The organism is Burkholderia sp. PU8-34 (genome assembly GCF_053427725.1).
This window is the reverse complement of the sequence record NZ_JBSAXC010000007.1, coordinates 142,557-157,492: the sequence shown is the minus strand read 5'-3', so window position 1 is coordinate 157,492 and position 14,936 is coordinate 142,557. Positions and strand designations below refer to the sequence as shown.

The window sequence follows — 14,936 nt, the reverse complement described above, 5'->3', positions numbered from 1 at the left end:
TGCGCTCGCGTGCGACGTTTGCGGATGACCTGCATGACGCGATGCGCTCGCGTGCGACGTTGGCGGATTACCTCGACGCGGCGCGCGGCGGCGCCGTCGAGCCGCGCACCATCAGTTCCGGCGGCAGCGTGATGCGCAGCGGCGCGGCGCCGGGCGTAGCGATCCGCCCGAGCAGCAGCCGGGCCGCCTGGCGGCCCATCTCGCGATGCTGGATCCGCAGCGTCGTCAGCGGCGGATGCAGCATGTCGACGAGCGGCATGTCGTTGTGGCCGATCACCGAGATGTCGGCCGGGCAAGCGATGCCGCGCGCGGCGAACACGTCGTAGCAGCCGAGCGCGATCAGGTCGTTCGCCGCGATGATCGCGGTGACCTGCGGATGCGCGTCGAGCAGCTGCTCGCACGCGGCGCGCCCCGCTTCGCGCGTGAACTCCGCGGCCTCGACGACGACGCTGCCGGTCACGCCGCGCTGATGCGTCGCGATCTGGAAGCCCTGCAGGCGCGACAGGCCGGTGGCGAGCCGCTCGGGGCCGGACAGGTGCGCGATGCACGTGTGGCCGAGCCCGACGAGGTGCTCGACGGCGAGCCGCATCGACAGGAAATCGTCGTTGACCACTTCCGGCACCTGCCCGCCGTCCTCGCCGCGATTGACGAGCACGACCGGCACGCCGTCGAGCAGGCAGCGGCGCACGAGCGGATCCTGCCGCGCGGCCGTCGCCAGCACGAGCCCGTCGACCTGCCGCTCGAGCATCTGCTCGAGCATGCGTTCCTGGTCCTTCGGCTTGCCGACGATGTTCGAGATCAGCACGCCGTACCCGCCGGCCGCAAGTGCTTCCTCGATGCCGCAGACGATCGGCGGAAACACCGGGTTCTCGATATCCGGCAGGCACACGCCGATCACGTGCGACTGCCCGCCGCGCAGCGCCGACGCGAGCCGGTTCTGCCGATAGCCGAGCTGTTTCGCGGCGGCCAGCACGCGGCGCACGACTTCGTCGCCGATCAGGTGGCGCGTTGCAGGATTCAGCACGCGGGAGACGGTCGATGCGTTGACGGAAGCGGCTGCCGCCACTTCGCGGATCGTGACGCGGCCGGCGCCGCGCGTATCGGATGTCGTGGTCATGGAACGGGTCGGTGGATGTGCGCCGATTGTAGCGGTGCAAAGGGTTGCTATCAATGTTGCAGGGATAAACCCTAGTAATTTCAGCGGCAAGTACGCATTGACAACGCATTACGCAACGCTAGTATATGCATACGTTTGCATTGAATCCATCCACAGCTTCGGATCACGAATGGGGCGAGTGGAGACGGGCTTGAAACGTCACGGTGCGGGACTGCGCATTCATCTGGCGCGAAAGATCAGACGAATTGGCGTCAGCGCCTTTTGAAATCGGCGCGGTTGCAGATCCGTCGGGTGCCCGGCGCGTGATGAGGCCGCAGGCCGCACGCGTGATTCACGACCGGTCGAATGTTTGCGTCCGGTTATGCAAACGGTTGCATGAATGCTGGTAAATATCGGGCCGCCGGGCGGACCGGCAGCGCGACAGATGGTGTCGCGCCGGAGCACGCGGGTACGCGAGTACGCGCGGGCAGCCCGGCCGAAGCGAACAAACAGGTGGAAGGAGACGGACTTGAAACGCAGACAGGCAGCTTCAGGCAAGTGGTCGGGCGTGCGTATGGCGCTCGGATGCGTCGTCGCGCTGGGCCTCAGCAACGGCAACAGCGCACTCGCGGCGAACGAGACGCTCGCCGCGTTCTACAAGAACCAGGTCGATCCGCATTTCGCGCTCGTGCATGCGGGCGTCGATTCGGCCGCGAAGCGGCTCGGCGTAGCCGTCACGCACTACGCGCCGACGCGCCCGAACGATCTCGGCGAGCAGTTGAGCGAACTCGAGGACGTGAGCGTCCGCAAGCCCGGCGCGGTGCTGTTCATGGGCGTCAACCCGCGCGGCGTGGTGCCGGCGATCGAGAAGATCAACGGGATCGGCATCCCCGTCGTCAACTACAACGATCGCGTTGCCGGCGGCAAGTTCGCGTCGGTGGTCGTCGCAGACGATTTCAACCTCGGCCACGACGTCGCCCGCTATCTGTTCACGAGCCTGGGCGGCAAGGGCAACGTCGTGATCCTCGAAGGCGTGAAGGGGTCGACGACGAGCGACGAACGCGTGCGCGGCTTCAAGCAGGCGCTCGCCGAATTCCCGAACGTGCACCTGCTCGCGTCGCAGCCCGCGAACTACCAGCGGCTGCAGGCGCTGCAGGTGACCGAAAACCTGATCCAGTCGAATCCGAAGATCGACGGCGTGCTCGCCGCGGCGGACGTGATGGCGATGGGCGCGATCGAGGCGCTCGAAGCGGCCGGCCGCAAGGACACGAAGGTCGTCGGCATCGGCGGCGTGCCGGAATCGGTGAAGGCGATCAAGGACGGGCGCCTGCTCGCGACCGCGGAATTCAACGGCTTCAAGATGGGCTGCATCGCGACGATGGCCGCGGTGCGCACATTGCGCCACGAGCCGGTGCCGCCGACCGTGCTGATCAAGGGCATCGTGATCGACAAGACGAACTACGCGCCGTTCGAGCTGCCGGGCGACCAGCGGCAGTGCCCGGCATGGAGCGACGTCGTCAGCAACTGACGTGACGGCGCAGGGAGCGGCGATGCGCGGCGATGCGCGCATCGTGCAGTGCTTCCGATCGCGCCGTCCACGTCGTCCACTTCGTTCACCTGGCAGAGGGAAACATGGAAACCACGACTTCGGCCCTGACGGTGCCGCGGCTCGAGTTGCGCAAGATCTGCAAGAGCTTTCCGGGCGTGCGCGCGCTGTCGGACGTCGACTTGCAGCTGTATCCGGGCGAAGTGCACATGCTGCTCGGCGAAAACGGCGCCGGCAAATCGTCGCTGATGAAGGTGCTGTTCGGCGCATACCGCGCCGATGAGGGCGAATTCTTCTTCGACGGCGAGCCGGTTGCGATCGGCTCGCCCGCCGATGCGAAGCGGCTCGGCATCGCGGTGATCTTCCAGGAATTCTCGCTGGTCCCGCATCTGTCGATCGCGCAGAACATCTATCTCGGGCGCGAGCCGCGCAACCGGTTCGGCCTTGTCGATCATCGCCGGATGCACGCGGATGCCGCGGCCGTGCTCGGCGAACTCGGGCTCGCGTACGACACGCGCATGCAGGCCGCCGAGCTCGGTGTCGCGCAGCAGCAGATGGTCGAGATCGCAAAGGCGCTGTCGCACGACGCGCGCGTGCTCGTGATGGACGAGCCCACGGCCGCGATCTCGGACCGCGAGGCCGACGCGCTGTTCGCGGTCGTGCACCGGCTGCGCGATGCGGGCGTCGCGATCGTCTACATCTCGCACCGGATGAAGGAAGTGTTCGATCTCGGCGATCGCGTGACCGTGCTGCGCGACGGCCGCCTCGTGAAGTCGATGCCGGCCGCCGACACGACGCCCGACGAACTGATCGCGCTGATGGTCGGCCGCTCGGTCGGCACGGTCTACCAGCGGCGCTACGTCGGCGAGCCGGGCGACATCGCACTCGACGTGCAGCAGCTGACCACCGCGACCGGCGTGAAGGGCGTCGACCTGCACGTGCGGTGCGGCGAGATCGTCGGCCTGTCCGGGCTCGTCGGCGCCGGGCGCTCGGAGGTCGTGCGGGCCGTGTTCGGCGCGGACCCGATCCAGGGCGGGCGCGTCGAGATCTTCGGCGAAGCGGTGACGGGCGGGCCGCACAAGGTCGCCGCGCGCGGCGTCGGCCTGATTCCCGAGAACCGCAAGCACGAAGGGCTCGCGCTCACGCGCTCGGTGCACGAGAACCTGCTCGCCGCGAGCCTGTGGCGGCTGTTTCCAAAGGGCTGGTACCGCGCGGAGCAGGCGCGGCAAGCGACACGCGCGCTGATCGATTCGCTGCGGATCGCGCCGGGCGACCCGGCCAAGCGCGCGCAGTTCCTGAGCGGCGGCAACCAGCAGAAGATCGTGATCGGCAAATGGCTGAGTGCCGGCTGCCGGCTGTTCATCTTCGACGAGCCGACGCGCGGCATCGACATCGGCGCGAAGACCGAGATCTTCGCGCTGATCGAACGCCTCGTCGAAGGGGGCGCGGCAGTGCTGCTGATCAGCTCGGAGTTGTCCGAGATCGTGCACGTGTGCGATCGCGCATACGTGATGCGGGAAGGTGCGATCTCCGGCGTACTGCCGCGAGACCGGTTGAGCGAGCGCAACATCCTCGCGCTCGCGATGCATGAGGAGGCGTGATGACAAGGAATGGACAACAGCAAGGACAGCGCGCGGCCGCGCGCCGGCGGCGGCCGCTGCCGTCGATCGTCTGGGCGAGCGCCGCGCTCGCGGTAGCGGCGGCGCTCGGGGTGCCGGGCTTCGCATCGGGCGGCAACCTGTCGGACATCGGCCTGCAGATCGCGATGCTCGTCGTGATCGCGATGCCGATGACGCTCGTGATCCTCAGCGAAGGGCTCGACCTGTCGGTCGGCGCGGTGCTGAGCCTCGGCGGCGTCGTGTTCGCGCAGACGCTCGCGACGGGCGCCGGCATCGTGCCCGCGCTGCTCGCGGCGGCGGGCGTCGGCGCGCTGGCCGGCGGCGTGAACGGCACGCTCGTCGCGCGGCTCGGCCTGCCGCCGTTCGTCGTCACGCTCGGGATGCTCGGCATCGCGCGCGGCATCGCGCTGGTGCTGACCGACGGCAACGCGGTCGTGGTCGCGACGCCGTCGGTGGCCGGGCTCTACGCGTCGTCGATCGTCGGAATTCCGTTTCCGATCGTCTGCGCGCTCGCCGCGTGGGCGCTCACGCATCTGCTGCTCTATCACACGAAGTTCGGCACCTACGTGTTCGCGATCGGCGGCAACCGCGATGCGCTGACGCTGGCCGGCGTCAACGCGAAGGTGTTCCACGTCGCGATCTACGTGCTGAGCGGGCTGTTCGCCGGGCTCGCCGCGCTGCTGCTCGTCGGCCGGATGAACGCAGCCGAGCCGAACGCGGCGATCGGCATCGAGTTCGACGCGATCGCCGCCGTCGTGCTGGGCGGCACGTCGTTCGAACGCGGCGACGGCTGGCTCGCCGGCACCGTGCTGGGCGTCGTGACGATCGGCATGCTGCGCAACGCGCTCAACCTGCTCGGCGTCGAGTCGTCGCTGCAGGTGGTGTCCGTCGGCGTGCTGGTGCTGCTCGTCATTCTCGTCGACAGCCTTCGCAAATCCCGTTTCCTCGGAGCGCACGCATGAGTATCCAGAATCCTTCCCGGTTCGTGCTGAGCCAAGTCGGCCGGCTCGACGTCCGTCGCCACCTCCGCGACGACACCGCCGCGCTGATCTACCGGCTGCTGCTGGTCGCCGCGATCGCGCTGGCGCTCACGGTCGCAACCGACGGCTTCGCGACGTCGGCGAACCTGCTCAACGTGCTGCGGCAGGCGAGCCTGATGTTCCTGCTGGCGTCAGGCCTCACGCTCGTGATCCTGTCGGGCGGCTTCGACCTGTCGATCGCAGCGAACCTGACGCTGTCCGCGTGCCTCGCGGCGGGGACGATGAAGGCCGGCGGCTCGCCGCTGCTGGCGGTCGCGATCGCGATGGCCTGCGGCACATCGATCGGACTGCTGAACGGCCTGGCCGTTACGCTGCTGCGGCTGCCGCCGTTTCTCGCGACGTACGGGATGCTGTGGATCGTCCAGGGGCTCGCGTTCCACTACATGGGCGGCAACGAAATCTTCGGCTTTCCCGCTGGGTTCCGCGCGCTCGGCACCGGGTTCTGGCTCGGCGTGCCGCTGCCGGTCTACATGATGCTGATCGTGCTGGCCGGCGGCACGATCGTCACCGCGTGCCTCAATTTCGGCCGCGAGATCTATGCGATCGGCGCGAATGCCGAGGCTGCGCGCCTTTCCGGCATTCCGGTGCGCCGGCGACGCATCGCGGTCTACACGATCAGCGGCCTGATGGCCGGCATCGCGGCGATCGTCTATCTGGCGCGCGTCAATGCGGCGGATTCCGCGATGGGCGAGCCGATCCTGCTGCCGGCGATCGCCGCGATCCTGATCGGCGGTGCGTCGTTGTTCGGCGGCACCGGCACGCTGCTCGGCACGCTGTTCGGATGCGTGATCCTGTCGCTCGTGATCGACGGGATGAACCTGCTGAATCTCGACGCGAACTGGCAGCCGATGATGGTCGGAGTGATCCTGCTGCTCGCGGTGCTGGCCGACGCGCTCGCGCGGCGGCAGGGCGGCCGCACGAGCTGAACGCTTCGTTGCGCGACGCGTTTGATTGCGTCCGCGCATCTGTCCGATCCCGCCGCCGCTTCGGGAACGGCCATAACAAAGAGACGATTTGACAAGCGGCGAGACTGATCGACGAGGTGTTCTCGCCGGCCCCTGTCTAACATCAGGTTAACGATGCGGCGTGCAGGTTGCCGAAACGGGCGCGGCGAGAACCGATCGAGCGGATGCGGCGGGTTTGACCGGATTCGATACTTCATCGCGTGACGGTCCGAAACGACAAGAAAACAATTCGCAGTGCAAAGGTATTGGGGTTCGTTTGCGATCAACGTCCGGCCGCTGGCCGGAAACTTGGAGGGGAAAGGTGGAGATGAAGAGAAAAATGATCGCCGCGCTGGTGGGTGCCGCGCTGAGCGGAACCGCGATGGCGCAGAGCAGCGTCACGCTGTCGGGCAAGCTTGACGAAGGCATCACGTACGTGACGAACGAGGGCGGCCACTCGAACACGAAGATGGATAGCGGCGTGCTGTTTCCGAACCTGTGGATTCTGTCCGGCCACGAGGATCTTGGCGGCGGGTACTCGGCACTGTTCAAGCTGTCGTCGCTTTTCAACCTGAGCAACGGCCAGTTGAACCAGCCGAACACGCTGTTCGGGCAACAGTCGTGGGTCGGCATCCAGACGCCGTACGGCACGATCACGCTCGGCAACCAGTTCGATTTCAGCGCCGACTACTTCGGGCAGTTCAACGTCGGCTCGGCAGGCAGCGGCTACGCGATCCACCAGGGCGATTTCGACCACACGAACAACGACCGCCTGAAGAACTCGATCAAGTACACGAGCCCGACGCTGTTCGACAGCGTGACGTTCGGTGCGATGTACGGGTTCAGCAACACGCCGGGCAGCTTCCACGACAACAGCGGCTGGAGCGCCGGCGCGCAGTTCGCGCGCGGGCCGCTGACGATCGCGGCCGCCTATACGTACGTTGCGACGCCGACGATCGACCCGTACGCGCAGATCGGCGTGCATTCGTTCTTCGGCCAGCCGGTCGCGAGCGTGTCCGACAACGTCGCGACCGATCTCGCGCCTGAGTTCCAGATCCGATCGCTCGGCACGCTGGGCGTCGGCGCGTCGTATGCGATCGGCGACGTCACGCTGTACGGCAACTTCAGCAACACGGTGCTGAGGTATCTCGACACGAAATCGGTGATGCATGTCTACGAGGGCGGCGCAACCTGGCAGGTGACGCCCGCGTTCCAGCTCGTCGGCGGCTATCAGCACACGGGGTTCGAAGGGCATGCCTGGAACCAGGTCACGGCAGCCGCGCTGTATGCGCTGTCGAAGCGCACCCAGGTCTACGTGTCGGGCGATTACCTGAAGGCATCGGCCGGCGTGGACGCGGTGATCGGCGCGAGCTTCGCGCCGTCGCTGACCGGCAAGCAGGGGGACGTGCGCGTCGGCATCTATCACACCTTCTGAGCGCATGCGCGGGGCGCACAGCGCAGAACACGGGTTTCCATCCCGGCGCAGGCCGGATATATCAACGCGAGGTTGGAGGAGTCAAAACATGAAACAAGTCATTTACGCGGCCGCACTGGCGGGCGCCGTCGCGGCAGGCGCGATGGCATGGGCGAGCGATGCGCCCGGCAACGGGCCGAAGCTGATCGCGAACATTCCGGTGACGAGCGCGAAGCCGTTCGGCTTCGACATCAGCGCGGCATCGGACGGCAACTACTACCTGGCCGACGGCTCGAACGCGACGCTCGACGTATTCGATGCGAAGACGATGACGCTGCGCGACCGGATCAACGCCGATTTCGCCGGCATCGGGCCGACCCACGACAAGTCGGGGCCGTCGGGCGTGATCCCGATCCCGGGGTCGTCGATCGTCTATGTCGGCGACGTGAATTCGGTCAAGGTCGTCGATGTCGCATCGAAGCAGCTGGTCAAGCGCATCGAAGTCAGCACGTCGGGCGTGCGCGCCGACGAAGGCTGCCTCGACCCCGTTCACCACGTCGTGATGTTCTCGAGCGGCGCCGAGGAGCCGCCGTTCGCGACGTTCATCAACACGGATACGCAGTCGGTCATCGCAAAGCTGCCGCTGAAGGATTCGACCGGCCTCGAGGCCTGCGCGTACGACCCGAAGGAACAGAACTTCATGCTGAACAACGACGGCACGAAGGCGAACCCGAAGGGTGAAGTCGACCTGATTCCGGTGAAGTCGGTGCTCGAAGGCAAGCCGGAAGTGGCGGCCGTGTTCAAGCTGAAGGGCTGCGAAGGGCCGACCGGCCTCGCGATCGGGCCGGGCAACGATGCGCTGATCGGCTGCGATCCGGATGAAGGCGGCAAGCAATCCACCGTGATCATCGATCGCACCAACGGCACGCCGCTCGCCGAGCTGCCGTTCGGCGGCACCGACGAGGCTGTCTACGACCCGGTGTCGAACCGCTACTTCCTGGCCGCCGGCCACCACTCGGCGAACAACGTGTCGCAGGTCGGCAACAAGGCCGCGAAGTTCGATCCGGCGCTCGGCATCGTCGACGCGAGCACGCGCAGCCTCGTCGCCGTCGTGCCGACGGGAACCGGCTCGCACTCGGTGGCGGTGGACGGCGAATCGCACCATGTGTTCGTCCCGTTCGCGAAGGGGCCGTCCCCGCAGTTCGAAGGAACCGGCGTGTCGGTGTTCGCGACGGAGTAACCGGCGTAACGAGTCACGGGCAGCGATCTCCAGTGACGGGCTGCGGCTTTCCCGCGAGGCGCATGAGCGGCCGCCTCGCGGGTTTTTTTCGCCGGAACGGGGCGCGTTGGCGCACCGGGCTCAGGCGAGCTCAGGCCGGTCGCGGCGCGGTGGTTCCCGGTGAAGGCCGCGCGGCATTCCCAGGGGTCTGCTGCTGTCCGGAAGGCGGGTGGTATCGCGGGTACGTGTGTTCGTGATGGACGTGGAAGTGCTCGTGCGCACCCGACGTTGCCGTCGCGAATGCACCGAGCGCAAATGCGGCACCGAGTATCCAGATCTTCATGGCGATTCTCCGGGCGCCCTGTCGAGAGCGCCTGAATCTAGGCTAGGCAGCGCCGGCGGCCCGCATTTATTCGTGAATACCCTGAATCGTGGCCGGAATTGAAATCGTATCGAACATGCGTTCGATTGCCGGCCACGGCGGCCGTGACCGAAACGCGACGCACGTGCCGGGATTTTTCGGACTTGCCGGTAAGCGCCCGGGCTTTACGGTCAACGGAATTCGGCGATCGGCCCGTACGCTGCGATGTAACACGAATGGTTGGAGACAACGAAGTGATGAAGTTGAACGTCAGGTTCCCATTTTGTCGGACGCGTCGAGCGGCATGCGCGGTCGTCGTAGCGGCCAGCTGCGCGGGCGTCGCGCCGGGCACGCATGCGCAGCAGATGGCGCCCGTGCCGACGACGAGCTACGCGCTCAGCTATGCGCAAACGCAGAAGCTGCTCGGCATCGCGGTGGCGGCCGCCAGCGCGCGGCATCTCGCGATGAGTTTCGCCGTGGTCGATCCGGGCGGTCACCTGCTCGCGGCGGTGCGGATGGACGGCGCACCGTTTGCAACGCTCGACTTCGCGCGCGGCAAGGCGTTCGCGTCCGTCGCGCTCGGCGGCCAATCCGGCGCGACGCTCGAGCAGCGTTATCGCGACGACCCGTCGGAGTACAGCAACGTGTCCGGCGCCGCCTATTACGCGCCGTTCCTGCCCGCGCGGGGCGTGTTTCCGGTGTTCCAGGACGGACACCTGCTGGGGGCGGTCGGCGCGGGCGGCGCGCCTTCCGCGATCGACGACGAAGTGCTCAAGGAAGCCATCGAGACGTTCGGCGCGCATGTCGCGCGATGACGGCGTCTCTTCATTGAAATCATGTCAGGACAACCTATGAAAAACACAACGGATCAATCCAGTCTGCACGACGTCGACGCGAACGGCATCGAACCGGCCCGCGCGACGACGCAGGACGGCACCGCGCTCTGCCGGCGCACGATGCTCAAGCTCGGCTTCGGCGCGCTCGCGGCGGGCGCGGCCGGGTTCGCGGGCGCCGCGCGTGCAGCATCGGGCTCGGTAGCGAGCGCGGCGCCGGCCAGCGGCAGCGCGATGCGGCCTTTGCCGGGCGGCAAGGTCGTGCGGCTCGTGCCGTCGTGGGACACGGTGCAGGTCGGCCGGATGGAGCCCGGCACCCCGTCCGCCGTCACGATCCGCTCGGGCGACACGGTGTGGTACGACGGCACGTGGACCAACTGGGGCAACGAAGCGAAGTACGGGATGACGTTCAAGGAGCGCGAGCCGATCCGCAAGAAGTATCCGAACGGTGCGTTCTCGCTGATCGGGCCGGTTGCGATCGACGGCGCGCAGCCCGGCGATCTCGTCGAATGCCGGCTGCTGAAGATGCGGCCGATCGACTGGGGCTGGAACTCGGCGCCGCCCGGAGTCGGCGCGCTGCCGCACGACTTTGCGCCGTACCTGCGCTATCTGAAGTTCGACGAGCAGCGGACTTACGCGTCGTACGTGCCGGGCGTCAACATTCCGCTGAAGCCGTTCCAGGCCTATCTCGGCACGCAGCCGCCCGGCGACCGGCCGACCAGCGCGAACCTCGCGGGCAGCTATGGCGGCAACCTCGACTGCGCGGTGCTGAACGTCGGCAGCTCGGTGTTCCTGCCGGTGCATTCGGCCGGCGCGCGCGTGTGGACGGGCGGCTCGATGGGCGCGTCCGGCGAAGGCAACATCGACCAGACGTCGATCGAAACCGCATTCGAGGAAATGCGGATCCAGTTCGTGCTGCACAAGCAGAAGGGGCTCGACGGCCCGATGGCGGAGACGCCCGAGCACTGGATCGGCTTCGGCTTCTCCGACAGCCTCGAAAGCGCGCTCGTCGCGTGCCTGCGCCAGATGATCGGCTGGCTGTCTTCCGCCACCGGCATCGCGCCGGAAGACTGCTACGGCATCTATAGCGTGGCGGGCAGCTTCCGCGTAACGCAGTACGCGAACCAGACCCATACCGTCTACGCGACCGTGCCGCCGAAGGGCATCCACTGCATGTTGCCGAAGCGGATCTTCTCGGCCGAGCTGCAGCGGCGCATTTCCGCGTACGTGCGTGCCTAGTGCGCGCCGGGTGCACGCGTAGTGCACGACGCATCTTTCGTTTTGTGTGTGCATGCGGCCGCGCCGTCGTTCGTGTTCCGGACGCGCGCGTGCCGCAAGGAGGCAGAGTGATGAATGTGGAAGACGATAAGCCGGTTGCGATCGGTGACGTAAGACTCGACGCCGGCGCCAGCAGCACTAGCGGCACCAGCAGCACCAGCAGCACCAGCACCAGCAGCAGCACCAGCAGCAGCACCAGCAGCAGCACCAGCAGCACCAGCAGCGCTAGCGGCACCGCTGGCACCACCGGATGGCGTTTCGCGCTGTTCGTCTGTTTTCTCGTCGTGGTGCTCGACGGCTTCAACACGACGTCGATTTCGTTCGTCGTGCCGACGCTCGCGCACGACTGGCAGTTGAGCGCCGCCGCATTCACGCCGGTGTTCGTCGCGACGAACGTCGGCGCCGCGCTCGGCTTCATCGTAACGGGGCCGCTTGCGCAGCGCTTCGGCCATCGGCTCGTCGGCTTCGCGAGCGTCGTGCTGTTCGGCGGCGCGACCTGGTTCACGATGTACGCGGGCAACGTTGCCGTGCTGTCGGCGCTGCGCGTGCTCGCGGCGGTCGGCCTGGGTGCTGCGCTGCCGATCGCGATCGCGGCATCGGCATCGATCATCGGCGCGCGGCACAAGGTGGCCGCGTCGCTGCTTGTGACCACCGGCATGTCGGTCGGCGCGGTGATCGGCGGTGTCGTCGGCGGTCCGCTGATGCACCGGTTCGGCTGGCAGGCGGTGTTCATGCTCGGCGGCGCGCTGCCGTTCGTCGTCGTGCCGCTGTTCTACCGGATCCTGCCGGCCGGTGCGCCGTCACGCGCCGAGCGCGCGCCGCAGCAGCGCGGGAACCCGGTCAAGGCGCTGTTCGGCGATGGCTTCGCGGCCTACACGGGCCTGCTCTGGCTGTTCTCGTTCCTGATCTTCATGGACGTCTATGCGCTGCTGTTCTGGCTGCCGACGCTGCTGCTGTCGTTCGGCTTCTCGCTCGACCATGCGCCGGCCGGGATGGCCGCGTTCAGCATCGGCGGGCTCAGCGGCAACCTGCTGATGACGGCAGCCGTCGCGGCGATGACGCTCGCCGGCACCGTGCGCGTGAAATCCGCACTGACGGTCGGCATCGTGGTGGTGATCGCCGGCATCGCGACACTTTCCCATGCGGCCGTTCCGCCGGCGGGCGTGCTGCTGCTGATCGGCGCGATCGGCGCGGGGCTCGTCAACGGGATCATGGGACAGACCGCGCTGGCGGTCGGCTTCTATCCCGAGCACCTGCGCGCAACCGGTGTCGGCTGGGGACATGCGCTCGGGCGCGTCGGCTCGTTCGTCGGCCCCGCGATCGGCGGCGCGCTGCTGTCGCTCGGCTGGGCGCCGCGCAGCATCGTGCTGACCGCGATCATGCCCGCGTGCGCGGCGATCGTCGTGCTCGGCGCGCTGTCGGTGGCCGGGCGCCGGGCTGCCGCTGCCGCTGCGGTCACTGCAGTCACGTCAGCGGGCCGCTGATTCGTGCGTGTCGCTGTCCTGTTCCGTTGACTTCATTTCACTTCACTCGACCTGACCTGAACCGATGAAAATCATTGCCTATCTGGACGCCGGCCGCACCGCGCTCGGCGTCGTCACCAGCCCGACCCACTTCATCGCGGTCGCGGACGTCGCGCCGGATCTGCCGGCGGACCTGATCGCGCTCCTCGAGCGCGACGGCGGCCTCGCGCACCTGCGCGAAGCGACCGAAGGCCGCACCGGCGACCGCGCGCTCGCCGACGTGACGCTCAAGCCGTTTCTCAACCGGCCGAACGCGATGTGGGCGCTCGCGCTGAACTTCAAGAGCCATATCGCAGAGACCGGCCTGCAGACCAACTCCGACTATCCGCACCTGTTCCTGCGCATCCCGGCGTCGTACGTCGGCGCGGGCGAGCCGATCGTCGCGCCGCCGGAACCGGTCGCGCGCGCATTCGACTACGAAGGCGAACTGGGCGTCGTGATCGGCAAGCCGGGGCGTTACATTCCGGTCGAACGCGCGATGGAGCATGTGGCCGGCTATACGTGCCTGAACGAAGGCTCGGTGCGCGAATATCAGATGCACAACCGGCAGTTCGGTCTCGGGAAGAATTTCGAGGCGTCGGGCGCCTACGGTCCGTGGCTGATGACGCCGGAAGAATTCGGCGATCCCGCGCGGCATACCGTGCTGACGCGCGTCAACGGCATCGTCCGGCAGCGCGCGCCGCTCGACGACATGCTGATCGACGTCGCGCACACGATCAGCTACCTGAGCCGCGGCTACCGGCTGCGGCCGGGCGACCTGATCGCGATGGGCACGCCGGGCGCGCTGAAGCCGCAGCCCGACGACGTCGAAGGCCAGGACCTGTCGCGCCAGTACGGCCCGTTTCCGACGCCCGGGCTCGTGCACATGCGGCCGGGCGACTCGGTCGAAGTCGAGATCGACGGCCTCGGCGTGCTGCGCAATCCTGTGGTTGCCGACGCGTCGTTCAAGGAAGGGGGGCGGTAGCTGACACGATAGGCCGGCAACGTGGGTCGGCAACGTGGGCCGGCAACGTGAGCCGGCAACGTGGGCCGACAACGTGGGCCGACAACGTGGGCCGACAACGTGGGCCGACAACGTGGGCCGACAACATGGGCCGACAACATGGGCCGACAACATGGGCCCGGCGCAGCGGCCGGGCCTGCTTGCTTCGGGGCGCGGTCAGCGCCCCGCATCGCTCATTCCTGCGCGTTGCCGAGCACGACCGAATGACGGCGGAATTCGCTCGGCGGCACGCCCATGTGTTGCGAGAAGAAGCGCGTGAAATGGCTGTGCTCTTCGAACCCCAGTTCGTCGGCGATGTCGGCGAGCGGCCGGTCGCTCGAGCCGAGCAACTGAATGGCATGCGACATGCGCACCCAGTCGATGTAGTGCTGCGGCGAGATGCCCATGCAGCGGCGGAACTGCTCGAAGAAGCGCGAGCGTGACAGGCCGACCTGCGCGGCAACCTGCGCGACGCTCGGGTTCGGCACCGGCGAGCGCTTGATGAAGTCGAGCGCCTTGCGGATCCGGAAGTCGACGGGACGCGTGGACGGCGCGATGCCTGTCGTCAGCGCCGGGTCCGCGAAATCGCGTCCGAGCGCGGACACGAGGTCTTCGAGAATCGGCAAGCCGCCGTCATCGTGCGCGACGAGGTGGTGGGTGATCGCGGCGGCCAGGCGCTCGACGTGGTGGCGCACGTCCGGCGTGACGACCACCACCGCCTCCGGGAAGATGCCGGCCGGGCCGGCTTCCGCGAGCTGCAGCCGCGCGCGCAGCCACGACGTCTCGACGACCAGCGACAGGATCAGCGACGGCATGTCGCCGTTGCCGCTCTTCGCATGCTCGATCCACGGATTCATGCAGATCGCGCGGTCGCTCGTCAGCGTGTATTCGTCGGCGCCGATGCGAAAGCCGCAATCGGCGCCGCCGAGCTTGAACAGGAACTGGTACTGCGCGTGCGCATGCGCGACGAGCGGGCGGCTGATGAAATTCACCGTCGCGCGGCCGAAGTCGCCTTGCAGGATCCAGACTGGCTTGTCCGAATCGATCGTCATGGGGGGCATACCCGATTCCTCTCATTGCG

12 protein-coding genes are annotated in these 14,936 nt (G+C 67.5%); 10 read left to right on the top strand and 2 right to left on the bottom strand.

Annotated elements, in window-relative coordinates; all coding sequences use genetic code 11:
- Positions 1 to 67: 67 nt before the first annotated feature.
- Positions 68 to 1,117, bottom strand: a complete 1,050-nt coding sequence (locus tag ACV22Z_RS18685) for a LacI family DNA-binding transcriptional regulator (RefSeq protein WP_448077767.1) — start codon at positions 1,115 to 1,117, stop codon at positions 68 to 70.
- Between the two features lie 508 nt (positions 1,118 to 1,625).
- Between ACV22Z_RS18685 and ACV22Z_RS18680 the strand changes: the two genes are divergently transcribed.
- The 10 genes from ACV22Z_RS18680 to ACV22Z_RS18635 all read left to right on the top strand — a co-directional run bounded on the left by ACV22Z_RS18680 (position 1,626) and on the right by ACV22Z_RS18635 (position 13,837).
- Positions 1,626 to 2,624, top strand: a complete 999-nt coding sequence (locus tag ACV22Z_RS18680; RefSeq protein ID WP_448077766.1) for a sugar ABC transporter substrate-binding protein — start codon at positions 1,626 to 1,628, stop codon at positions 2,622 to 2,624.
- Positions 2,625 to 2,728: 104 nt separating this feature from the next.
- Positions 2,729 to 4,243: a sugar ABC transporter ATP-binding protein gene (locus ACV22Z_RS18675; protein WP_448077765.1), complete on the top strand. Its 1,515-nt coding sequence runs from the start codon at positions 2,729 to 2,731 to the stop codon at positions 4,241 to 4,243.
- Positions 4,243 to 5,223, top strand: coding sequence for an ABC transporter permease (locus ACV22Z_RS18670; RefSeq protein ID WP_448077764.1), 981 nt, complete (start codon positions 4,243 to 4,245; stop codon positions 5,221 to 5,223). Before ACV22Z_RS18675 ends, ACV22Z_RS18670 begins: the two co-directional genes overlap by 1 nt.
- Positions 5,220 to 6,227: an ABC transporter permease gene (locus tag ACV22Z_RS18665; RefSeq protein WP_448077763.1), complete on the top strand. Its 1,008-nt coding sequence runs from the start codon at positions 5,220 to 5,222 to the stop codon at positions 6,225 to 6,227. Before ACV22Z_RS18670 ends, ACV22Z_RS18665 begins: the two co-directional genes overlap by 4 nt.
- 346 nt (positions 6,228 to 6,573) lie before the next feature.
- The gene (locus tag ACV22Z_RS18660; protein ID WP_448077762.1) at positions 6,574 to 7,680 is read left to right on the top strand and encodes a porin; all 1,107 of its coding nucleotides are present in this window, start codon (positions 6,574 to 6,576) and stop codon (positions 7,678 to 7,680) included.
- 88 nt (positions 7,681 to 7,768) lie between these two features.
- Positions 7,769 to 8,899: a hypothetical protein gene (locus tag ACV22Z_RS18655; protein WP_448077761.1), complete on the top strand. Its 1,131-nt coding sequence runs from the start codon at positions 7,769 to 7,771 to the stop codon at positions 8,897 to 8,899.
- 597 nt (positions 8,900 to 9,496) lie between these two features.
- Positions 9,497 to 10,054, top strand: a complete 558-nt coding sequence (locus ACV22Z_RS18650; RefSeq protein ID WP_448077939.1) for a GlcG/HbpS family heme-binding protein — start codon at positions 9,497 to 9,499, stop codon at positions 10,052 to 10,054.
- Positions 10,055 to 10,090: 36 nt separating this feature from the next.
- Entirely contained in the window at positions 10,091 to 11,311 is a 1,221-nt protein-coding gene (locus ACV22Z_RS18645; RefSeq protein WP_448077760.1) for an acetamidase/formamidase family protein, read from the top strand.
- 110 nt (positions 11,312 to 11,421) lie between these two features.
- Positions 11,422 to 12,834: an MFS transporter gene (locus ACV22Z_RS18640; protein ID WP_448077759.1), complete on the top strand. Its 1,413-nt coding sequence runs from the start codon at positions 11,422 to 11,424 to the stop codon at positions 12,832 to 12,834.
- A gap of 64 nt (positions 12,835 to 12,898) precedes the next feature.
- A complete protein-coding gene (locus ACV22Z_RS18635) occupies positions 12,899 to 13,837 on the top strand; it encodes a fumarylacetoacetate hydrolase family protein (protein ID WP_448077758.1) in 939 nt (312 codons plus the stop codon).
- Positions 13,838 to 14,049: 212 nt separating this feature from the next.
- On the opposite strand, the gene ACV22Z_RS18630 is transcribed toward ACV22Z_RS18635, so the two are convergent.
- Complete coding sequence (locus ACV22Z_RS18630; protein WP_448077757.1) at positions 14,050 to 14,916, bottom strand: helix-turn-helix domain-containing protein; 867 nt, start codon at positions 14,914 to 14,916, stop codon at positions 14,050 to 14,052.
- Between the last annotated feature and the right edge of the window lie 20 nt (positions 14,917 to 14,936).

What these genes read in the sequence shown, in the direction of transcription:
- ACV22Z_RS18650 (WP_448077939.1), top strand. Translation starts at nt 9,497, where the DNA reads ATGAAGTTGAACGTCAGGTTCCCATTTTGTCGGACGCGTCGAGCGGCA.
- ACV22Z_RS18640 (WP_448077759.1), top strand. Translation starts at nt 11,422, where the DNA reads ATGAATGTGGAAGACGATAAGCCGGTTGCGATCGGTGACGTAAGACTC.
- ACV22Z_RS18635 (WP_448077758.1), top strand. Translation starts at nt 12,899, where the DNA reads ATGAAAATCATTGCCTATCTGGACGCCGGCCGCACCGCGCTCGGCGTC.
- ACV22Z_RS18675 (WP_448077765.1), top strand. Translation starts at nt 2,729, where the DNA reads ATGGAAACCACGACTTCGGCCCTGACGGTGCCGCGGCTCGAGTTGCGC.
- ACV22Z_RS18685 (WP_448077767.1), bottom strand. Translation starts at nt 1,117, where the DNA reads ATGACCACGACATCCGATACGCGCGGCGCCGGCCGCGTCACGATCCGC.
- ACV22Z_RS18670 (WP_448077764.1), top strand. Translation starts at nt 4,243, where the DNA reads ATGACAAGGAATGGACAACAGCAAGGACAGCGCGCGGCCGCGCGCCGG.
- ACV22Z_RS18660 (WP_448077762.1), top strand. Translation starts at nt 6,574, where the DNA reads ATGAAGAGAAAAATGATCGCCGCGCTGGTGGGTGCCGCGCTGAGCGGA.
- ACV22Z_RS18655 (WP_448077761.1), top strand. Translation starts at nt 7,769, where the DNA reads ATGAAACAAGTCATTTACGCGGCCGCACTGGCGGGCGCCGTCGCGGCA.
- ACV22Z_RS18645 (WP_448077760.1), top strand. Translation starts at nt 10,091, where the DNA reads ATGAAAAACACAACGGATCAATCCAGTCTGCACGACGTCGACGCGAAC.
- ACV22Z_RS18630 (WP_448077757.1), bottom strand. Translation starts at nt 14,916, where the DNA reads ATGCCCCCCATGACGATCGATTCGGACAAGCCAGTCTGGATCCTGCAA.
- ACV22Z_RS18665 (WP_448077763.1), top strand. Translation starts at nt 5,220, where the DNA reads ATGAGTATCCAGAATCCTTCCCGGTTCGTGCTGAGCCAAGTCGGCCGG.